Annotated in this window: 20 protein-coding genes; 10 read left to right on the top strand and 10 right to left on the bottom strand. The window is 38.9% G+C overall.

Going from position 1 to position 20,518, the window contains the following annotated elements:
• The first annotated feature begins 204 nt into the window (after positions 1 to 204).
• Positions 205 to 1,797, top strand: a complete 1,593-nt coding sequence (locus QUG14_RS02780) for an amidohydrolase (protein ID WP_289339031.1) — start codon at positions 205 to 207, stop codon at positions 1,795 to 1,797.
• Between the two features lie 44 nt (positions 1,798 to 1,841).
• Here QUG14_RS02780 and yyaC read toward each other — a convergent pair whose 3' ends face one another.
• Together yyaC and QUG14_RS02770 are read right to left on the bottom strand one after the other, a co-directional pair.
• Positions 1,842 to 2,444, bottom strand: coding sequence for a spore protease YyaC (yyaC, locus tag QUG14_RS02775; protein WP_289339030.1), 603 nt, complete (start codon positions 2,442 to 2,444; stop codon positions 1,842 to 1,844).
• Between the two features lie 86 nt (positions 2,445 to 2,530).
• Entirely contained in the window at positions 2,531 to 4,183 is a 1,653-nt protein-coding gene (locus QUG14_RS02770; RefSeq protein ID WP_289339029.1) for an FAD-binding dehydrogenase, read from the bottom strand.
• A gap of 140 nt (positions 4,184 to 4,323) precedes the next feature.
• Between QUG14_RS02770 and QUG14_RS02765 the strand changes: the two genes are divergently transcribed.
• The 3 genes from QUG14_RS02765 to QUG14_RS02755 all read left to right on the top strand — a co-directional run bounded on the left by QUG14_RS02765 (position 4,324) and on the right by QUG14_RS02755 (position 5,599).
• Positions 4,324 to 4,695: a DnaJ family domain-containing protein gene (locus QUG14_RS02765; protein WP_289339028.1), complete on the top strand. Its 372-nt coding sequence runs from the start codon at positions 4,324 to 4,326 to the stop codon at positions 4,693 to 4,695.
• A gap of 125 nt (positions 4,696 to 4,820) precedes the next feature.
• The gene (locus QUG14_RS02760) at positions 4,821 to 5,282 is read left to right on the top strand and encodes a flavin reductase family protein (protein ID WP_289339027.1); all 462 of its coding nucleotides are present in this window, start codon (positions 4,821 to 4,823) and stop codon (positions 5,280 to 5,282) included.
• A gap of 86 nt (positions 5,283 to 5,368) precedes the next feature.
• Entirely contained in the window at positions 5,369 to 5,599 is a 231-nt protein-coding gene (locus tag QUG14_RS02755; protein WP_289339026.1) for a hypothetical protein, read from the top strand.
• Positions 5,600 to 5,625: 26 nt separating this feature from the next.
• Here the strand turns inward: QUG14_RS02755 and QUG14_RS02750 are convergent, their stop codons facing one another.
• Positions 5,626 to 6,180 carry a GbsR/MarR family transcriptional regulator gene (locus QUG14_RS02750; protein WP_289339025.1) on the bottom strand — a complete coding sequence of 185 codons (555 nt, stop codon included), beginning with the start codon at positions 6,178 to 6,180 and terminating at the stop codon, positions 5,626 to 5,628.
• Between the two features lie 271 nt (positions 6,181 to 6,451).
• Between QUG14_RS02750 and QUG14_RS02745 the strand changes: the two genes are divergently transcribed.
• From QUG14_RS02745 to QUG14_RS02730, 4 genes are all read left to right on the top strand, one after another.
• On the top strand, positions 6,452 to 7,738 hold the full coding sequence (locus QUG14_RS02745; protein WP_289339024.1) for a quaternary amine ABC transporter ATP-binding protein: 1,287 nt from the start codon (positions 6,452 to 6,454) through the stop codon (positions 7,736 to 7,738).
• A complete protein-coding gene (locus tag QUG14_RS02740; RefSeq protein WP_289339023.1) occupies positions 7,708 to 8,559 on the top strand; it encodes an ABC transporter permease in 852 nt (283 codons plus the stop codon). The genes QUG14_RS02745 and QUG14_RS02740 overlap by 31 nt, the downstream gene beginning before the upstream one ends.
• Position 8,560: 1 nt before the next feature.
• A complete protein-coding gene (locus tag QUG14_RS02735) occupies positions 8,561 to 9,445 on the top strand; it encodes a glycine betaine ABC transporter substrate-binding protein (RefSeq protein WP_289339022.1) in 885 nt (294 codons plus the stop codon).
• Between the two features lie 205 nt (positions 9,446 to 9,650).
• Complete coding sequence (locus tag QUG14_RS02730; protein WP_289339021.1) at positions 9,651 to 10,919, top strand: S8 family peptidase; 1,269 nt, start codon at positions 9,651 to 9,653, stop codon at positions 10,917 to 10,919.
• Between the two features lie 40 nt (positions 10,920 to 10,959).
• Here the strand turns inward: QUG14_RS02730 and QUG14_RS02725 are convergent, their stop codons facing one another.
• Both QUG14_RS02725 and QUG14_RS02720 read right to left on the bottom strand, forming a co-directional pair.
• Positions 10,960 to 11,874 carry an EamA family transporter gene (locus tag QUG14_RS02725; protein ID WP_289339020.1) on the bottom strand — a complete coding sequence of 305 codons (915 nt, stop codon included), beginning with the start codon at positions 11,872 to 11,874 and terminating at the stop codon, positions 10,960 to 10,962.
• A 168-nt stretch (positions 11,875 to 12,042) separates the two neighbouring features.
• Complete coding sequence (locus QUG14_RS02720; RefSeq protein ID WP_289339019.1) at positions 12,043 to 12,447, bottom strand: hypothetical protein; 405 nt, start codon at positions 12,445 to 12,447, stop codon at positions 12,043 to 12,045.
• A gap of 450 nt (positions 12,448 to 12,897) precedes the next feature.
• Between QUG14_RS02720 and QUG14_RS02715 the strand changes: the two genes are divergently transcribed.
• The gene (locus QUG14_RS02715; protein WP_289339018.1) at positions 12,898 to 13,296 is read left to right on the top strand and encodes a c-type cytochrome; all 399 of its coding nucleotides are present in this window, start codon (positions 12,898 to 12,900) and stop codon (positions 13,294 to 13,296) included.
• A gap of 245 nt (positions 13,297 to 13,541) precedes the next feature.
• Here QUG14_RS02715 and QUG14_RS02710 read toward each other — a convergent pair whose 3' ends face one another.
• Positions 13,542 to 14,159: an RraA family protein gene (locus QUG14_RS02710; protein ID WP_289339017.1), complete on the bottom strand. Its 618-nt coding sequence runs from the start codon at positions 14,157 to 14,159 to the stop codon at positions 13,542 to 13,544.
• Between the two features lie 87 nt (positions 14,160 to 14,246).
• Complete coding sequence (locus tag QUG14_RS02705) at positions 14,247 to 15,515, bottom strand: saccharopine dehydrogenase NADP-binding domain-containing protein (RefSeq protein ID WP_289339016.1); 1,269 nt, start codon at positions 15,513 to 15,515, stop codon at positions 14,247 to 14,249.
• A 99-nt stretch (positions 15,516 to 15,614) separates the two neighbouring features.
• Here QUG14_RS02705 and QUG14_RS02700 point away from each other — a divergent pair, with 99 nt between their 5' ends.
• Positions 15,615 to 16,208: a class I SAM-dependent methyltransferase gene (locus QUG14_RS02700; RefSeq protein WP_289339015.1), complete on the top strand. Its 594-nt coding sequence runs from the start codon at positions 15,615 to 15,617 to the stop codon at positions 16,206 to 16,208.
• 29 nt (positions 16,209 to 16,237) lie between these two features.
• Here QUG14_RS02700 and treR read toward each other — a convergent pair whose 3' ends face one another.
• The 3 genes from treR to treP form a co-directional block, all read right to left on the bottom strand.
• Complete coding sequence (treR, locus tag QUG14_RS02695) at positions 16,238 to 16,954, bottom strand: trehalose operon repressor (RefSeq protein ID WP_289339014.1); 717 nt, start codon at positions 16,952 to 16,954, stop codon at positions 16,238 to 16,240.
• A gap of 12 nt (positions 16,955 to 16,966) precedes the next feature.
• A complete protein-coding gene (gene treC / locus QUG14_RS02690; protein WP_289339013.1) occupies positions 16,967 to 18,634 on the bottom strand; it encodes an alpha,alpha-phosphotrehalase in 1,668 nt (555 codons plus the stop codon).
• 77 nt (positions 18,635 to 18,711) lie between these two features.
• Positions 18,712 to 20,136, bottom strand: coding sequence for a PTS system trehalose-specific EIIBC component (treP, locus tag QUG14_RS02685; protein ID WP_289339012.1), 1,425 nt, complete (start codon positions 20,134 to 20,136; stop codon positions 18,712 to 18,714).
• Between the last annotated feature and the right edge of the window lie 382 nt (positions 20,137 to 20,518).

Here is a 20,518-nt window from a genome sequence, read left to right as displayed (position 1 = left end):
AGGCTTAGATGGATGTAGGAAAAGTTCCACTAGTACTATTTTACTACTTTACTAACTCAGTTTCTTTTTCTAGCTATTTACTCAGGAACCAATTGTGCCCCAATCTCATGTGAGCTAAGAATTTAGGGAACAATTCTAGCGTTCTAAATGAATTTTCATTTATAATAATTACAAGATTACAATAAATAACAAGGTGGGGGCTATGTGTCAAAGACAATTTACACAAATGGAATAATATATACACTCGACACCAATCAACCTGTGGTTGAATCGGTTGTAGTAGAGAATGGCAGAATCTTAGATTTAGGTTCACATCACGAAATGAACCTGCAATGGGGAAGAGCTGGCGCAAGAGTAATTGATCTGCAGGGAAAGATGGTTACTCCAGGTCTTATAGACAGCCACTTACACATGTCAGGTGTAGCCTTTAATTTTTTAGACTTAGAATTAACTGGTGTTACTTCTAAATCTGAAATGCTTGATAAAATAAAGCAAAAAGCCGATACCCTGGCACCTGGTCAGTGGTTAATTGGAATGGGTTGGGATGAAAATCTGTTTACCGAAGGGTCTACTCCAACTATAGAGGAACTAGATTATGTGGCGCCACATTGTCCAATTTACTTAAAAAGAATTTGCTATCATGCATTTTTAGTAAATAGTAAAGCACTTGAAATGAGTCAGTATCATCCTTCGATCGAAATGCCGAAGGGTGGAAGGGTTGTACTGGATCCACATACAAAAAAGCCTACAGGTCTTTTGTTGGAATCTGCGTCACAGATAATAACCAAACACATCCCAGACAAAACGTACGATGAGTTAAAAACTGGTTTGGGTCATGCGATGAAATTTGCTATTAAAAAAGGCTTAACTAGTGTACATACCAATGATCCTGCCTATTTAGGCGGGCTTGAGCAAACCTATCGGATGTATGATGAATTAATTAATCATGAAGGAAAAGGGTTACGTTGTAATCTTTTGATTGATTATCCTTACTTGCCTGCATTAAAGGAAAAAGGAATGTTTGCCGGTTATGGGAATGAGAAATTGCAGGTTGGTGCGGTAAAAATATTTGCTGACGGTGCATTTGGACGGAGGACCGCTTTGCTTTCTGAGCCGTATCATGATGATCCAACTCAATACGGAGAAGCTATGCAAACAGAGGAAGTTCTTTATAACATTATTAAGGATGCAAGGAAGCAATCCATGCCGATAGCGGTACATACGATCGGTGATCAAGCATTGGAAAATGTACTCGATATCCTCGATCAATTTCCAAAAGTGAACTATCGTGATCGGATTATTCACACCTCTTTAGTTCGTGAGGATTTAATAGATCGATTGGCCGACCCAAGTATCGTTGCGGATATTCAACCGAGGTTTGTTGTGGGTGATTATCCATGGGTGATCGAACGGATAGGAAAGGAGCGGGAGGCTTATCTATATGCCTGGAAATCTCTGCTATCTAAAGGCGTTATCTGTGCCGGTGGTTCTGATGCTCCAGTAGAACCTGTTGATCCATTGCTTGGTATTCACGCAGCGGTTACTCGAAAAACCCCAGGAAATAGTGAGTGCTGGAATGAGAGTCAAAAAATTTCAATGCTTGAAGCCGTAAAGCTTTTCACAGTCGGTGGAGCCTATGCAACAAACGAAGAAGCAATAAAGGGGTCCATTTCGAAAGGGAAGTTAGCAGATATGACGGTGTATTCTAACAATCTCTTTGCATTGGAAAATCCTGACGAACTGTTAACAACAAACATTGAAATGACGATCATTAATGGGGAGATTCAAGAAATTTAATAGAAATAATAGGAAAGAGCATCGAGTAAGACTAGATGCTCTTTCTATCTTATAAGGATTAGCGGGTGATTGGAAGGATACTTAAAATATTGCCTAACTGTAAGTGAGATCCCTTTTGCAATCGAGGTTGCCATAGTATAAACGAGGTTAAGGTCGGTACAAAGAAGCGAATTTTTTAATGCAGGGTCATTCTCGAGAACGACGCCTTTTATACCGCAATCTCCAATCGGAGGAAGAATATTTCCGAGGCCAATGCCAGGAACAATTGGTCCGTCATTTATCACAATTGAGTTCACTATTTCTTCGCTGCCAAAAACACTATCAATACCAATAACAAAACTATTTTTATTAAAAGTGAAGGAGGTTAACTCTGGAACAAGTGTTGTCGCGTCTAACGGAGATTGCAGATTTCCTAAAACAGTTAAATGATCAGGAAAACTGTTCTTTAGCAGGGTTCCAACAAAAGGTCCAAGGCTATCACCACTAATTCGATTAGAGCCAATCCCAATCACATAAATATGCTCCGTTCCCTGCGGTATAAGTGAATAAAGTGTTTGCCGGATAAAAAGAGGTGCTAGTCTATGATTATAAGGGATAACTACATTCGGTTTAGAGCTAATACTGGTACTAATAGAACGGATACCCATGTTTTGAACACCTCTCCAACGTTTATTACTACCAAATTCTTCATTCCTTTACTATAATCCTGCTATTATTCACTAAAAAAACAATTCTATAATTCTTTTACAAGTGCACGTCCTGCCTGTCTGCCAGTAAAAAGACAGCCGCCGAGGAAGGTTCCTTCAAGAGCCCGGTAGCCATGAACACCTCCGCCGCCAAAACCACAAACCTCACCGGCCGCATATAAGCCTGGAACAGGTATACCTGCAGAGTCCAATACTCGACCAGATAAATCCGTCTGCAGACCACCCAGTGTTTTTCGACTGACAATATTTAAACGAACTGCAATCAATGGTCCATTCTTAGGATCAAGGATTTTATGAGGGGAGGCTACACGAATTAGCTTGTCACCAAGATAGTTGCGAGCTCCGCGAATGGCCGTCACTTGAAGGTCCTTGGTAAATTTATTGTCCATTTCTCGGTCTCGTGCTGTAATTTGTCGTTCAATCTCGGCAAAATTAAGCAGGGGTTCCCCCGTAAGATTATTCATTCCTTCGACAAGATTGGTTAAATTGTCTGCAATGACAAAATCCTCACCTTTATCCATAAAGGCTTTTACTGGTGATGTTGGTCCTGGAAGAATGCGGGATAGGACTTTTTTAATACTTTTCCCTGTTAAGTCTGGGTTTTGTTCCGAGCCGGAAAGGGCAAACTCTTTTTCTATTATTTTCTGAGTTAAGATAAACCAAGAATAATCGTATCCTGTTTGCAGGATCCCCTCCAGGGTCCCTAATGTATCAAATCCAGGGAAATTAGGGACTTGAAAACGCTTTCCTTTCGCATCAAGCCAAATAGAAGAAGGACCTGGAAGAATGCGGATACCATGATTACTCCAAACTGGGTTCCAGTTTTTTATACCTTCCGTATAGTGCCACATCCGATCACGGTTTACAATTCTGCCGCCAGCATTTTCAGTGATTTCTAGCATTCTTCCGTCAACATGGTCTGGAACACCAGATATCATGTTTTTTGGCGGAGACCCGAGACGTGCTGGCCAATTTCTCCTTATCAACTCGTGATTTCCGCCAATTCCGCCACTTGTCACGATAACAGCCTGTGCCTTAAACTCAAAAGCTCCCATTACATCACGGGAACTTTTCTCGCCGCGGGCAGCAGAACTAGGGACGAGGATGGATCCATTTACTCCAATGACAGCACCATTTTCGGTGAGTAATGTATTGACCTGATGACGTGGCCGATAGTCAACCAGACCAGCAGCTATACCTTCACGGACACTTTTTTCAAACGGCTGCACAATTCCTGGTCCAGTTCCCCAAACAATGTGAAATCGAGGTACGGAATTTCCATGTCCTTCAGCCAGATATCCTCCACGCTCTGCCCAGCCGACAACTGGAAAGAATCGAACGCCCATCTTTTGCAGCCATACTCGTTTTTCACCCGCAGCAAAGTCTACATAGGCCTCTGCCCATTTTTTACCCCAAAAGTCTTCATCGTTAACTCTATCAAATCCTGCTGCCCCCAACCAATCTTGCCAGGCGAGTTCGCGCGAATCTTTAATTCCCAACCTTCTCTGTTCTGGTGAATCGACAAGAAACAACCCGCCAAAAGACCACCATGCCTGTCCGCCTAGATTAGTCTCTGGTTCTTGATCGAGAAGAAGGACTTTCTTACCTGATTCTGTCAACTCTGCTGTAGCTACTAAACCGGCTAGTCCAGCACCCACTACAATGACATCAACCTTCATACATTAACCTCCAAATAGTCAGATACTCCGATACTATTTTAAATTTTCTCAAAAGTCAATCAGCGAGCTGTAACAGGAATTTGATGGTTAATAATAGAATAGAAGAGAGTAACAATTAAAGAGGGGAGACGATTCCATTAATGTCGAACAATAAAGGGAAATATAACCCATACCAAAGTAATGAAGATTTAGATGAGTTGAAGAAATTGCCGGGCTTCGGCAAGCCGCTGCCCAAAAATTTGTTTTCCGGTGATATCTACTCAAATTTTCTCAAAACCGCAAAAGAAGCAGGTTATTTACCACCATTTGTTGCCTTACAAAAGGAAATTAAACAAGAGATGACTAAACTCATTAAAATGATTGAAACTGGAGCACCTGAACAAGAAATTAATCACTTTATAGATGAGATGAACATAAAGGTGAAAAAGTATAATTTGGAATGTCCAACGAGTATGCAAAAGATGTTGATCTCCTTAGAGGATATTGAACTTCATGCAAAAATATGGCAATAAACGAACAGAACAGGAAATCATAATATTAGACACCTGATACCAAAGATAATAATATTAAGAAAGAGTAGTTTTTTTATAGAATTAGCAATCCGAGATTTGCAAAAAAAGAGTAGGGGTGTCGAGAAATGGATGATCGTTTTTTTCGAAATGCAATGGGGAAATTTGCTACAGGGATTACTGTTGTTTCAACGGAAGTAGATGGTGAAGCACATGGGATGACAGCAAATGCTTTCGTATCTGTTTCATTAAGTCCTAAACTAATTCTTGTATCCATTGATAAAAGAGCAAGAATGCTTCCTCTAATCCAGCAATCCAAAAAATTTGCGGTAAGTTTCTTATCTTCAGAACAACAAACAGAATCCATGCGTTTTGCCGGACAAATAAAAGAAGAAACTCCATATAACTTCGAGCAGTTTGGAGATTTGCCAGTTATCCAGGGTGCACTTGCAAACATGGCGTGCAATCTTTATAACGAGGTCGAGGCTGGAGATCACATTCTATTTATTGGTGAGGTTATCGAACTTAAGGTGAACGAAGGGGACCCATTGATCTATTTCGGTGGCCAATATCGCAATTTAACAGAATAAAGAACTGTGAAAAAGCTGTCAATGGCAGCTTTTTCTTATTGTACTCCAGGTTTAGTAATGTACAATAAGAATAGGAGGGATAGACCTTGTTAAAAAAAGTTAGAATTGGATTAGGAATAGTTGTTTTATTATTAGCAGGATTCGGATTACTGACGAAAAACTTTATTGCACAACCAATCATGATGTTAAGTTTAAGTGCCTTTATCTTAGTCGGTGGATTAGATGAGCTTAAGCAAGGACAAAAACGCCGTGGATATATAAGCATTTTTCTTTCAATATTTGTTTTAGCAATCGTAGTTCAAACATTCTTATTTTAAAAGGAATACAAAGAAACGGAGAAATCTTATGATCTCTCCGTTTTTTTGTCGGCATTTTTGGGTATAAATTCAAAAATCTCCTTGGATTCAAAGCTGTCTACTAGGCGATTGAGCCATTCATAATAATCAATTGCAGCAGTTAATTTTTCGATATCCAACTTCGCATGAATTTTCACCTGATTGTCAACATCTTCAGATTCTAATAGGGATTGAGTTTCAGCAAGAGATTTCTGCATAGCACTAATATTTAGAGATATTCCTGCCCGCCACTTTATGGTAAAGAAATCAATAAAAGTTTGATACCAATCGGGTTCAGCTCGGTAGAGATCCTTCCTAACACCCTTCTTCCAAACCTTCCCAACCATCTTTAATTCCAATAAACTACGGACAGATGTACTCATACTCGTCTTACTCATTCCGAGCTCTTCCTTCATTTCATCGAGTGTTAACGGACCTTCTTGGAAATATAAAGCCCCGTATAATCGACCTATCGATTCGGTAACTCCATATAAATTCATATTCTTAGAAATCGCGTCAATTACCCGTTCACGAGCGATTTCCAGCTCTTTTTCTCCATTCATTATGTATATCACACCTATCCTTATACGTGTCCTTTTATTAGACTATCATGTTTCGATAAAAAGTAAAGAATTCACCTAGGTAGGATATGGAAGCATTTTGGAGGAATTCTAAGGAAATTACGCGTGCAGTACGTACAGTTTTTTCTGTACGTAATTTACGGACGTATATAGCAAATTACCAACTTTGCCTTCAAGATGAAATTGGTACTATAATAGGTAGGTAAGACCAGAGACAATAAAGATAAGCACCAAGGGTAGATAGGGGGAACATATGACTAGGAATCCAATTATAATTAAAGTTCAAAATGTCACAAAAGTATTTGGAAAGTCCAAAAAAGCGATTCAACTCTTAAATGAAGGTGAATCGAAAGCAAGTATACTCAAAAAAACCGGAGCAACGGTTGGTGTAAGTAAAGCTAGTTTTGAGGTTGAAGCCGGAGAAATCTTTGTCATAATGGGTTTATCTGGAAGTGGTAAGTCAACACTCGTCCGCATGATTAATCGACTCATAGACCCATCCATTGGGGAAGTGTTTATTGATGGTGAGGATATTGTAAAAATGAACAAAGAACAGTTGAGAGAGGTTCGCCGTAAGAAAATTAGTATGGTATTTCAAAAGTTTGCACTTCTTCCACACCGTACCATTCTTGAGAATGTTGAGTATGGTTTGGAGGTTCAAGGGGTCCCAAAAGAAACACGAGCACAACAAGCCATTAATGCGTTGAATTTGGTTGGGCTTGAAGGCTATGAACATCAATATCCTAAACAATTAAGTGGCGGGATGCAGCAAAGGGTTGGATTAGCAAGAGCATTGGCAAATGACTCTGACATTTTATTAATGGACGAAGCATTTAGTGCATTAGACCCATTAATTCGAAAAGATATGCAGGATGAACTACTTGACCTCCAGTCCACGATGAAGAAAACCATTGTGTTCATCACACATGATTTAGATGAGGCACTAAGAATTGGTGACCGTATTGCTTTAATGAAGGATGGAGTCATTGTCCAAATTGGGACGCCTGAAGAGATTTTAATGAACCCTTCAAACGACTATGTTGAGAAATTCGTAGAAGATGTCGACTTATCTAAAGTCTTGACTGCCGGTCATGTCATGAAACGAGCAGAAACAGTTTCAATTGAAAAAGGTCCGAGGGTTGCACTTCAAATCATGAAAGACCTAGGAATTTCGAGTATTTATGTCGTTGATAAGAAGAAAACCTTGCTTGGGGCAATAACTGCTTCAGAAGCTAATCAGGCAATCGATAGCCGCCAAGATCTAACAACTATTTTAAAAGAAGAAGTGACGACTGTTTCACCAGACACGTTACTTACTGATTTATTCGATAAGGTCTCAACAGCTACTATACCCGTTGCAGTCGTAGATGAAAACAACAGACTAAAAGGGATTCTTGTCAGAGGAGCAGTCATTGGCGCCCTGGCAGGGAACAATCAGGACATTAACCATATACATACTGCAAAGTCTGAGGCAGCGGCAGGTCAATCAGGCAAGGAGGTGAAAATAACATGGAACAATGGCTCCCGAAACTCCCAATAGCTGTTTGGGTAGATGATTTTGTTAATTGGCTGACCACAAACTTAGAGGTAGCTTTTGATGGGGTCACCACCATTTTAGAGTCGGTAGTTGAAGGAATGGTGGCTGGATTTGGTTTTATACCATCCTATGTATTTATTATTCTATTAACTCTGCTTGCTTGGAAGGTGTCGAATAAAGGCATTGGTCTATTTACATTGATTGGTTTATTTCTAGTAGATAACCTTGGTTACTGGGATCCAATGCTTGAGACACTTGCACTTGTGTTAACCGCTGTATTTATCTCCATTCTATTAGGGATTCCAATGGGGATATGGGCTTCACAAAAACAAATGGTAAAGAATATTGTTGTACCCGTTCTTGACTTTATGCAAACCATGCCTGCGTTTGTCTACTTAATTCCTGCTATTTTCTTTTTTAATATCGGTGTTGTTCCAGGAGTCGTGGCGTCTGTCATTTTTGCCATGCCGCCGACCATTCGCTTAACCATCCTAGGTATTCAACAAGTACCTTCAGATATCATTGAAGCAACAGAAGCATTTGGTTCAACAACAAGTCAAAGACTACTAAAAGTCCAATTGCCACTGGCAATGCCAACGATTATGGCGGGAATCAATCAAAGTATTATGCTCGCCTTATCAATGGTCGTTATTGCTTCAATGGTTGGTGCACCAGGTCTTGGTGCTGATGTATACCGTGCGGTAACACAGATTCAGATTGGTAAAGGCTTTGAGGCAGGGCTTTCCATCGTTGTGATTGCCATTATTCTCGACCGAATTACGCAAAATATTGGGAAAAGTAAAAAACAAGGGGGAACTGTTTAATATGAGGAAAAAATGGATGGTAACATTATCGGCAGCGCTGCTAAGTGTAGGTCTTGCTGCATGTGGTTCAGACAAAACAAATAATGAAGAAGGCACAGTAGGTGAAATGGTAGATTACGAGATAATCGGGATAGATCCGGGTGCTGGTTTAATGAAGGCTTCTGCCAAAGTGATGGAGGAATACGCTTTAGAGGATTGGACCCTTGTTGAAGGATCCAGTGCCGCAATGACTGCTGCATTAAAAAAGGCATATGAAAAAGAAGAGCCTATTATTGTTACGGGCTGGACTCCGCACTGGAAATTCGCTTCCTTTGATTTAAAATATTTAGAGGATTCAAAAGGCGTTTTTGGCAAAGATGAAAACATTCATAGTATCGCACGAAATGGCTTAAAAGAAGATCTTCCTGGTGCCTATCAAGTTCTTGATCAGTTTACTTGGTCACCTGATGATATGAATATTGTTATGAATGATATCGTCAACGGAAAAGATCCTGAAGCTGCAGCTGCTAAGTGGGTAGAGGACAATGCTGATAAAGTTGCTGAATGGACAGGTGGAGTTGAGAAGGCATCTGGTGAAAAAATCAAACTTGGTTACGTTGCATGGGATAGCGAAATTGCCAGTACAAATGTAATCGGTAAAGTGCTCACCGATTTAGGCTATGACGTAACACTTACTCAAGTAGAAGCCGGACCCATGTGGACGGGTGTTGCGGATGGAAGTCTAGATGCTCACGTGGCAGGATGGCTGCCATCTACACATGCTGATTACTATGATAAGTACCAGGGTGAGTTTGAAGATTTGGGTGAAAACCTAAAAGGTACAAAACTAGGATTGGTTGTTCCAGCATACATGGATATTGATTCGATTGAGGATTTAAAAGAATAAAGGATAGTAATTGGGAGTGACCTTCAAAAAATTGGAGGTCTCATTTTATATATGAACAGGAACTAAAGCATCAAGCCATTACCCATAATTATTTCCCAACTTTCTATAGAAAACAATATATTGATTAATTAGAAATTTCTAAATAAACTCAATATTACAGCCGTGGAAAAGCTGTACATAAAAAAAGTAAGAGAGGGGAAATAAGATGAGAAAGAAAAGAAAAATTGCTTCTGCACTACTAGCATTAACAATGGGATTTTCGCTGTTTGCCACAGCGGCCTATGGTGAGGTAACCGACTCAAAGGAAACGTATCGAGTTATCATTAAAGGACCTAGTTCTGAAAAGGCAAAAGCAAAAGAAACTACAGGAGTGCGCTGGGATTTTGGTTCTGATGGTTACTCTACAACGGTGAATGCGAAGCAATATCAAGCATTATTAAAAAATAAGAATCTATCAATTGAAAAAGTACCAGAGGTTCAATTGGATCGAATTGAAAGCGCTTCAAAAGATAAAATCGGTACAACAGCTATTACTTCCCTGCCAAGTGACCGTACGCCATGGGGAATGCAAGCTATTTACAATGATCCTAACATTACAAGTACATCTGGCGGAGCTGGAATTAAAATAGCCGTTTTAGATACTGGGGTTTATATTAATCATTATGATTTAGTAGGAAGCGGTGAACAATGTAAAGATTTTACCCAATCCTCGTCAGCGCTCGTAAATGGAACTTGTACAGATCGAAATGGCCACGGTACGCATGTAGCAGGATCAGCCCTTGCACACGGTGCTTCAGATGGGTTAGGAATTTATGGTGTTGCACCACAATCCAAGCTTTGGGCGTACAAGGTATTAACGGACAGTGGTTCAGGTTATTCGGATGATATTGCTGGAGCGATTCGTCATGCTGCAGATGAAGCTGTCCGAACAGGCTCAAAAGTCATCATTTCTATGTCTCTAGGTTCTAGTGGAAAAGACACCATGATTGCTAGTGCGGTAGATTACGCATATAGCAAGGGAACACTGGTGGTTGCGGCTGCAGGTAACGATGGATACGCTGCAAACACGATTGGCTATCCAGGTGCATTAAAGAATGCTGTGGCAGTTGCTGCTTTAGAAAATGTTCAACAAAACGGAACTTACCGCGTAGCTGATTTCTCATCTAGAGGTAATCCTTTAACTGACGCTGATTTTGTGATTCATGAACGTGATGTTGAAATTTCAGCACCAGGTAAAGATATTCAATCCACATGGTACGATGGAAACTATAACACAATCAGCGGAACTTCTATGGCTACACCGCACGTTTCAGGATTAGCAGCGAAAATTTGGTCATCAAATTTATCATGGTCCAATACACAACTTCGTTCTGAGTTACAAAGAAGAGCAAAATTATACGATATTAAAGGTGGATACGGTGCCACAACTGGCGACGATTATGCTTCCGGATTCGGTTTTGCAAGAGTAAGATAATAATAAAGATAGAGAAAGCCATCTGATAGATGGCTTTTTCTTATGTGCGTTTCACACTTGATAAGATAAATATTGTTGCTATGATAGCGAGTGCACCTATCCATTCAAATAGACTAAAAGAGACATGAAGCCAAGCCACGGCTAGAAATGCTGCGGATAGTGGTTCGACACACGCTAGTAAGCTTGCTTCTGATGCTTTTATATATTTTAGACTTTCCATATAGCATAAGAAGGCTAGTAATGTACCAAAAATCACAACAAAAAGAACGGCTAGAAACGAGGATGGTGACCAATGCCCTTCGAATTTCCAAGGAGGATGGAGGAAACTGAACCCTAATCCTCCGATCATCATTCCCCAGCCAACGGTTAAAATCGTTCCCCATTTTGTTAGAAGTTTTCCTGGATAAAGAGTATAAAAAGCAAGTGCAAATGCCGACAATATTCCCCATGCAAAAGCAGGACCAGAAATGGTTAGCGTTTGAATATTTCCTTTCGTGACGAGCAAAAATGTTCCTCCAAGCGCAAATACAATGGCTACGATCTCTTGTTTTACCGGTAATGACTTAGATTGAAAACAGATATATATGGCGATTAGGACTGGTGCTAGGTATTGTAATACCGTTGCGGTAGCGGCGTTTCCGTGTTCTATTGCTGCAAAATAGGTATATTGGACTCCAAGCATCCCCACAACACCGAACACAACAAGGTGTAAAAGATCTTTTTTTCTTTTCCAAACACTCCATATATTTTGTTTCCCAACTACTTGGGAAAAAAATAATAAACCCAATCCAGCTACCAATAACCGTGTTACGACTAGCCAACTCGTGCTAAAGCCCTGTTGATGAAACAAGTATTGAGCAACTGTACCCGAAACACCCCAAAAAATTGCTGCCATTAGTACTAATATGATTCCCTTTGTGCGTGGGTAAGATAGAACAGCACCTAGAGTACTCATAATAATCCCCTCCAAACCATTCTATAAATTTAGCAGAAATAGGTAGAGTTTAAAAGTAAATTCACAAAAAAATTCCTATTTTCACTAGAATCTAAGGATTTTTTCGTAATTACATGCCACATATCAAAAAGAAAAGCTATTAGGCAGTAAATACCTAATAGCTGATGGTTATCTTGGAGTTAAAGTTTTAATCGAAAGGGCAGGGGAATAGGAGGTGACCAAACAGCCCTCTAAATTCTTTTCATCCAATAGGCCAAGCTGGAGTGCTGATTTTATTTTGGCTTCATCCGGTTTCTTTACAATTTGAACGAGGTCGGTCATTTGCAATTCTTCTAACCTCTTAACCGTAACTTCTTCATTATATTTTTCGATCTTTCTCATTTGCCGCTGCAATTTATATCCATTTATCGTAATTTCCGCTTTCGTATTCGGACCAACAAGTTTATTAAAATAATCATGAAAACTGTCCTTTAATTGATTCATCTCTAATTCAATTTCTTTTTTCTTCTTATTCAATTCGTAATATTTAACCAACATTTCATCTGTAATGAAGGAATCATTCTGTTTAGCCAAGATCTCTCCTCCTCATCGAACGTATATTCTAATTTATTAGCCTTTGCCGAAAATTAGTACGAATACATCTCAACAATATTTTCATTTTGATTTCTATTTTTGCACTCTTCACAGGGTTCCTTCTTATGAAAATATATTTTTTTGAAAGAAAGAGGAATTAAGTAAAATCGAGCGAATTATTATTAATTACTATTGGAAAATTTAGACTATTTTGGCCACTTCAGTCCAATTTTAGAATGAATATTTCTAGGCACTATGAAATATGATGTTTTTAGAAATTTGAAGTAATATTATTACTTCTATTCTACAAAGGACATATAGGAATAATTGCAGATATCTGAAATAAGATGAAGGTAGGATTTGCCCATTATATGAATGTTTTTACTACATATGAAATGCCTCCTATATATGGGTTATCTATAAAACAAAAGAGAATAGAGGTGTAGGAGCTTGAAGAAGATTTTGAGTATTGTATTCTTTTTGTTACTGCTAGGGGTATTGGCTGCATGTGGTAATGATGAGCAAACGACTAGTGAGGAACCGCAAACGGAAGAAACCGCGGGAAGTGAGGATTCAAGCGGGAACGAGGACTCTGACACTACCGAGGACCCAGCATCAACATCGCTTGCAGGGAATGAGGTATTCCAAAAGAGCTGTATTACTTGCCACAGTTCTGGAGACATTGCTGGAGGTCAAGGAAAGCTTGACGGTGCAAAAATTCATGCTGACTTTAAAACAAAAGAAGACCTCTTAGCTTTTGTTGAAAAGAATATGCCAAAAAGTGCTCCTGCTTCTTTATCAAAAGATGAGTATCAAGCAGTAGTAGACTATTTATGGGATCAAAAATAAATAGATTACTAAAAAAGGTATTGGTTCGTAACAGAACCAATGCCTTTTTTCCATAGACATAAGACTGTAAAAGTTGTACAGAATAAAATGTAAGCACACATACAGGATGTGGTACCTGCATGCACATAATATTAGAATTAATGGTTGGTTTTATTGTAGAAGTACTATTTCATGGTGTCATTCGATGGGTGGGAAAATTTTTTCTCTTGATCGGTAAACTGTTCAAAATCATCAAAAGGTAATTCTTATTTTGATAATAATTGTTCTAGATGTTTCCGTATTGCTTCAGGATTTCCGGATATATTTTTTTCTCTAGATTCATCTTTTTTCATTTTTTCTAAAGAATCATCCAAAATCTGTTGTTCCTTTGCTTGAGGAATCACAACCACTCCGTCCGCATCACCAACAATGATATCTCCAGGGTTCACTGGAACCCCCCCACAAGAAATAGGCACATTCACTTCACCGACTCCTGCTTTCCCGCTTGCTGCGACAGTTGTTCCCCTTGAGAAAACAGGAAAATTCAACGCTTTTATACCAACAATATCTCGAATCACTCCATCGACGACTAAACCGCCGATACCCAATGTTTGTGCCATTCCGACCACAAAATCACCTGCTATAGCTCTGTATTGATCACCTTTTGCATCGACAACTAAAATATCACCTGGCTTTGCCTCAGAAATAGCTTTTAAGACCGAAAGATTTTCACCAACAGGAACTTTTACCGTGAAGGCTCTACCTGCAAGCTTGTATTCTTCCTTTAGTGGTTTAATAGTGGGATGGAGATTATTTAATCCATCCATGGCATCAGAAATACAAGTAGTTGGAATACTACGAAACTCCTTAATAATATTTTCCATATTATTTTTCCTCCCATTCATACTCTTCCTGTATTTATTATAATTGGTTAACTTAGGAAAAGCTTGGAGATTTTTCTCCAAGCTTCATTAATCTTTAAATTCTCTCATTCGCTGTAAAAGAAGACCATCACTTGTATTATTTTCATCAATAACAAAATCCGTCATATAGCAGGTTAAATAATGACCAAAGTGATTGTTTGTTTTTAGTAATAGCTCGTCCACATAGTGAACACCTTTTGGAATTTGATCGAGCAGAAGGACAGAGAGTGAGGCATAAATACCGCATGCGACCTGGAAGTAGGTAGCGTTTGTTTTGTATTGAGCAAAGATTCTTTCGTTATCTAATACGTTGTAAATATAACGCTCTTTGTCTTGGTAAACCAGCAATACACCAACAAGGTCCTCACCATTAAGTGGATTTACAAGGGGATCGAGGACTTTCATTTCAAAATCCCATAAAACATCGGTGTTATCCATATGATTACGGATAATCTTGGTGGTATGGTCATTCACCTTATACAAGAAACCGGTTTCCATGTCAAACAATTTACCCAGTGTATAGACTTCTTCATGTGGCATCAAACAACCGTAAAACATCTTATTTCCCAATGTTACTTGGAATTCGACATTGTAGACATCTTCATATAGAAAGAGTGGAGTACGATTCTTCATGAACATGGGATAGCATAAAATCGCTTCATCTAGAAAGCATTCCGGAGCCCAAGTGGTATAAATAACGTCTTTTTTTGCCTGTGATGCATCCTTTAGAAAGGAGCTATCATGTTCGACGATGTAGCAGCCAAGAGGTTTTTCTGCCGGATTTTGATTCATAAGTTCAATCGCCATCCATTGAACCACGCCAGGATTCATTCCAGAGCATACAATCGCTGTGGTATTCTTAAACTTGTCCTTATGCTTTTCAAAATAAAGAATACGTTCTATCAGGGGAAAACCGGCAAACTGTTCTTCGTTATCATCAATAAAGGAATTTTCTAGTGCAGAATTTACATATCGGATACCCAGCTGGTCACAGCATTGTAGCATTTCAACCGTATCTGCCCATGAAACATCAATGACAATCGTTGTATTTGTGCTGGTTAAATGCTTCATCACCTGTTTCTTATTCTTAAGGTCAAACTGATGGGTGACTAACTGGTGCGATAAATTCGGAAATAGGTTCTGGTAATACTGGGGTTCCTTTTGCTTATAATCAATTAAGTGAATTGTACTTTGTGTAATGATACGATGAATAGGGTCTTTATCATTCAATACTGATTGATTTAAAATCGAAAGGACAGATTTTGCCACCCCGCCAGCACTTCCAAGAATGGATATGACTGTTTGGTGATCTTTCATTTCAACACCTCGTCCATATTTTTTATAATAAAATATGTTGAAAAGGTGGAAATGGATTGGATTATTATCCGAGTATTATACAATTTGGAGTTGAACTAAATGAGCAGTACATTTGCAAAATGGTATGATTTTTTTATGAGTCCCTTGGAACAGAGAAAGTTTAAGAGGATTCGGAGTGAGTTACTTAAGGGTGCGAGCGGAAAGGTGCTTGAGATTGGTTCAGGGACTGGAATTAACTTTCCATTGTATTACAATGTTGATACAGTCACCGCCATCGAACCAAGTCTGCCTATGATTGAGCGATCTTTTACAAAACAGAAATCAACTGTGGTACCGATAGAAATTGTTAATGCGAGCGCGGAGAATCTGCCTTTTAAAGATCATACATTTGATACCGTAGTGGCAACGTTGGTATTTTGCACAATCCCGAATGTTGAGAAGGCTATTCATGAGCTAAAAAGAGTGTGTAAACCAGATGGAAAGATCCTGCTGTTCGAACACGTGAAAATGGAAAACACTGTGCTTAGCAAAATGCAGGAAAGCTTAACACCATTTTGGAAAAGAGTCTGTGACGGCTGTTGCTTGAATAGAGAGACATTAAAGGAATTTACAAATAAAGGTTTAGAGGTAGAGACAGTAGAGCATTTTTATAAAGATCTCTTTATTGTGGCTGTATTAAGAAATAGAAAATAAAGAAAAAACCTCAAATTGATTTGAGGTTTTTACTGTGTTCTACGTGCAAAGTCGACGAACCGGAATTTGTCCGGACGGTGCCGGGATTCTGTATATTGAAAAAGGGAGGCATCCTCAAGATACACATAGTTTTTAATAACAACGATATTATGATAGCCTTCCAAGTCTAAAAACGACCGATCTTCCGCAGTTGGTTCATCGACGACAATTTCCTTTTTTGCAAAACTAATTTTCAGGTTTAACTCATTTTCAAGGTAGGCATAAATGGAGTTTGCACAAATTTCCTCTGTTATGGAAGGAACGAATTTTGCGGCAAGGTAATCCTTATCAAGGATTATTTTGTTGCCGCCAATTTCCCGGGTTCTAACAATCTTCCACACTTGGTCCTTTCCTGAAAGCTGAAGCTGTTGCTTGATATAGGCATCAGGCTTGATAATGAATGAAAGCTCATTGACAATTGTTCGCGGCTTTTTTTCCATTTTGTCGGCGAGTTCTTTAAAACTAACCAATCCCGAAACCGGAAAGTCAAACTTGTTAATATCAATGACAATTGAACCTTTTCCTCTTACCTTTTGGATGTATCCGTTTTGAGCAAGTAGGTTTAACGCCTTTCGAATGGTTTCCCTAGATGTATCGTACTGTTCCTTCAATTCATTTTCAGAGGGAAGAAGGGAGTTGGGCGGGAGTTCACCATTTTTAATTTGATCCACGATTTTATTAAAAATAATTTGATACTTGTTTGTCATAAAAATCTCCCATTATTTTTTCAAATAATAAACAATGGACTCGTACGGCCGTAACTTTATTTCTCTTTCAAGTGGGGCAGAGTCCGCATAGTTTGAGAGTAACACAGTGTTTGACAAACCAGCAATGTCTAACTTCACTGGGAGAGAATACATTGTGTCTGATCCATAAAAATTATTAATCAACAATAGTATTTCATTTTCTGTTTTTCGTACAAAAGCAAAGATAGAGTCATCTTCCTCGGAAATCAATTCATAATCACCGTTTGTGATCACATCATATTCTTTTCGCAAACGAATGAGTTCTTGATAATGATAAAAAACAGAGTCCGGGTCCTTCATCGCATTTTCTGCATTAATTTCCTTATAGTTCGATGCTGTATGAATCCAAGGCGTGCCCGTTGTAAATCCAGCATGTTTACTAGAATCCCATTGAACGGGAGTTCTGGAATTGTCACGAGATTTTTGCTTTAGAATTTCAATAATCTCTTGCTCTGACAGTCCTTCATTTTTCTTAATTTCAAAGGTATTTAATGATTCCACATCCCGATACTCTTCAATCTTGTTAAACTCCGGATTGGTCATCCCGAATTCTTCCCCTTGATAAATATAAGGGGTACCTTGCATCATATGGATAGTCGTCGCAAGCATTTTGGCTGATTCTTTATGAAACTGCTTATCATCACCGAACCTTGAGACAACACGTGGTTGGTCATGATTGCACCAGAAGAGGGCATTCCAGCCTCCGCCTTTATTCATTTCTACCTGCCATTTTGACAAGATATCTTTCAGCGCATGGAAGTCAAAATCGGCTTTGGTCCACTTGTCACCATTTGGATAATCCACTTTTAAATGATGGAAGCTGAACGTCATATTGAGCTCTTCTTCACGTGGATTTGTGTAGCGAATACAATTATCGATGGATGTTGATGACATTTCGCCAACGGTCATGATGTCATATTTTGAAAATACCTCTTGGTTCATCTCATGGAGAAACTCATGTATTCTGGGCCCATCTGTGTAAAACTTACGTCCATCACTATCATCTTGAGGGAACTGCTGATCTTTTGAAATTAAATTGATGACATCAAGTCTAAAGCCATCTACGCCTTTTTTAAGCCAAAAATGCATCATTCCATATAATGCTTCACGAACTTTTGGGTTTTCCCAGTTTAAATCTGCCTGGGTAACATCAAATAAATGTAGGTAGTACTGACCCGTCGTTTCATCCCATTGCCAGGCAGATCCGCCAAATTTTGATTCCCAGTTGGTAGGAGGGAGGCCATCTTTCCCATCTTTCCATATATAAAAATCGCGGTATGGATTGTCTTTTGAGGATTTTGCTTGCTTGAACCACTCATGTTCCGTGGATGTATGGTTGATGACAATATCCATAATGATCTTGATTCCGCGCTTATGTGCTTGTTCAAGAAGTTGGTCGAAGTCATCCATCGTGCCGTATTCTTCTTGAATGTTGTAATAGTCGCTTATGTCATAACCATTATCTCGTTGGGGGGATTTATAAATCGGAGTGAGCCAAAGAACATCTACACCTAACTCCTTTAAGTAGTCTAGTTTTCCGATGATTCCTTGGATATCGCCTGTACCATTACCGGTTGAATCATAAAAGCTTTTTGGATAAATTTGATATACTACTGCTGTTTTCCACCATGATGTTGACATGATAAACACCTGCCTATATTTTTTGAGTCTCTAATAATGAAAAGGAGGGAGATGTTCTCCCTCCTAAAATTGGAGTATTACTTTTTAAAAGAAAATTTGTTCATACCTGTTTTTGCAAAAATAATTGTTAAGATGAATGGCACCACGATTGCTACCAACATCGCAATTGCAAACATCGTCATGTGCTGTGGTTGGATGGATAGGAATCCAGGAAGTCCACCAACACCGATTGAGTTAGCCATTACGTCACTACCTACAGAAATGACTGCCGCTGCGAGAGAACCGAGCATTGCTGCAAGGAACGGGAAGCCATATTTTAAGTTAATACCGAACATCGCAGGTTCTGTAACACCTAGGTAACAGGAAATAGCAGCTGGAATAGATACTTGTTTTTCTTCTTCGTTTTTACGATTAATATAGATCATCGCAAGAACCGCAGAACCTTGAGCGATATTTGATAATGCTATCATTGGCCATAGGTTTGTTCCGCCAAGTTCTGACATTAATTGAAGGTCAATCGCATTTGTCATATGGTGTAAACCTGTGATTACAAGTGGTGCATAGGCAAAACCAAAGATAGCTGCAAATAACCAACCGAATGCTGATGTTAAGCTTGAATAAACTACATCAGAAACCCAAGAACCGATTGTCCAACCGATAGGACCTAGAACAGTATGAGCAATCAATACGGTTGGAATTAATGCTAAGAATGGAACAACAATCATAGAGATTGAATTCGGAACAATTTTTCTAAGTCTTAATTCTAAGAATGAAAGTACAAATCCAGCTAAAATAGCAGGGATTACTTGAGCCTGATAACCGATCATTTCAATTTGAGCAAACCCGAAATCCCATGTTGGAATTTCTTCTGCTCCTGCAACACCATAAGCGTTGAGTAATTGTGGAGAAACTAATGTAATACCAAGAACAATACCTAGAATAGGTGTTGCACCCATTTTTCTAGCAATGGACCATGTGATACCGACTGGAAGGAAGTGGAACACCGCTTCCCCAATTAACCATAAGAAGGCGTGAACTCCGGCCCAGAATTGTGAAACCTCAACGATGGATTTCGTTCCATCTTCTAACAGTTTAATATCCCCAATAACATTTCTAAACCCGAGAATTAAACCACCCACAACAAGGGCAGGAATTAATGGTGTAAAGATATCAGCTAGATGAGCAATCATTCGCTGCAGCCAATTCATATTTTGCTTTGCCGCAACTTTTGCTTCATCTTTCGTTGTTTCGTTTACTCCAGCTATTTTGACAAAATCATTATAGAAGGTAGAAACATCATTTCCGATAATAACTTGAAATTGTCCTGCTTGAGTGAAGGTACCCTTTACTGGTTTGAGCGCTTCAATTTTTTTAACATCTGCTTTGCTTGGATCATTTAAAACAAAGCGCATTCTCGTTACACAATGGGTAACGGCTGCAATGTTTTCCTTTCCTCCAACGTGTTCGAGCAGTTCGGTTGCTGACTCTGTGAACTTTGTCATTACAATTTCCCCCTAATAGGTATGGACGTTTCCATTCCTTTTATCTAAATATAATTACCATGTATGAACATGTTAATGTGCGTTTTAAATTGATCGCTAACATGTATATACAAGTTTTTTGATTACGTTTTCATTCTAACTTGTATATACAAGACTGTCAATTGTTTCGTTTGAAAAAATTCTGGTTTATGTATTTCCAGATTTTATAGGGTAATATTACAAGTTCGTTACTTTTAAACTTTAACGCTTTAAACTGTTGAATGAATTTTCAGAAAATGTTACTATTAAGATGTTTAAATTCTTCTGAGTTTAGACCTCCTAAAACTGGAGCTTAGCCTTGACCACTAAGCTCACCTTTTGCCTTTGACATCTGATCAAAGGT

The organism is Neobacillus sp. CF12, from assembly GCF_030348765.1.
In the GTDB taxonomy this organism is placed as follows: domain Bacteria; phylum Bacillota; class Bacilli; order Bacillales; family Cytobacillaceae; genus Neobacillus.
This window is presented reverse-complemented; position numbering and strand designations above follow the sequence as displayed.

What these genes read in the sequence shown, in the direction of transcription:
- QUG14_RS02740 (WP_289339023.1), top strand. Translation starts at nt 7,708, where the DNA reads ATGGAACAATGGCTCCCGAAACTCCCAATAGCTGTTTGGGTAGATGAT.
- QUG14_RS02735 (WP_289339022.1), top strand. Translation starts at nt 8,561, where the DNA reads ATGAGGAAAAAATGGATGGTAACATTATCGGCAGCGCTGCTAAGTGTA.
- treR (WP_289339014.1), bottom strand. Translation starts at nt 16,954, where the DNA reads ATGACAAACAAGTATCAAATTATTTTTAATAAAATCGTGGATCAAATT.
- QUG14_RS02745 (WP_289339024.1), top strand. Translation starts at nt 6,452, where the DNA reads ATGACTAGGAATCCAATTATAATTAAAGTTCAAAATGTCACAAAAGTA.
- QUG14_RS02760 (WP_289339027.1), top strand. Translation starts at nt 4,821, where the DNA reads ATGGATGATCGTTTTTTTCGAAATGCAATGGGGAAATTTGCTACAGGG.
- treP (WP_289339012.1), bottom strand. Translation starts at nt 20,136, where the DNA reads ATGACAAAGTTCACAGAGTCAGCAACCGAACTGCTCGAACACGTTGGA.
- QUG14_RS02700 (WP_289339015.1), top strand. Translation starts at nt 15,615, where the DNA reads ATGAGCAGTACATTTGCAAAATGGTATGATTTTTTTATGAGTCCCTTG.
- QUG14_RS02750 (WP_289339025.1), bottom strand. Translation starts at nt 6,180, where the DNA reads ATGAATGGAGAAAAAGAGCTGGAAATCGCTCGTGAACGGGTAATTGAC.
- QUG14_RS02730 (WP_289339021.1), top strand. Translation starts at nt 9,651, where the DNA reads ATGAGAAAGAAAAGAAAAATTGCTTCTGCACTACTAGCATTAACAATG.
- yyaC (WP_289339030.1), bottom strand. Translation starts at nt 2,444, where the DNA reads ATGGGTATCCGTTCTATTAGTACCAGTATTAGCTCTAAACCGAATGTA.
- QUG14_RS02765 (WP_289339028.1), top strand. Translation starts at nt 4,324, where the DNA reads ATGTCGAACAATAAAGGGAAATATAACCCATACCAAAGTAATGAAGAT.
- QUG14_RS02705 (WP_289339016.1), bottom strand. Translation starts at nt 15,515, where the DNA reads ATGAAAGATCACCAAACAGTCATATCCATTCTTGGAAGTGCTGGCGGG.
- QUG14_RS02770 (WP_289339029.1), bottom strand. Translation starts at nt 4,183, where the DNA reads ATGAAGGTTGATGTCATTGTAGTGGGTGCTGGACTAGCCGGTTTAGTA.
- QUG14_RS02725 (WP_289339020.1), bottom strand. Translation starts at nt 11,874, where the DNA reads ATGAGTACTCTAGGTGCTGTTCTATCTTACCCACGCACAAAGGGAATC.
- QUG14_RS02710 (WP_289339017.1), bottom strand. Translation starts at nt 14,159, where the DNA reads ATGGAAAATATTATTAAGGAGTTTCGTAGTATTCCAACTACTTGTATT.
- treC (WP_289339013.1), bottom strand. Translation starts at nt 18,634, where the DNA reads ATGTCAACATCATGGTGGAAAACAGCAGTAGTATATCAAATTTATCCA.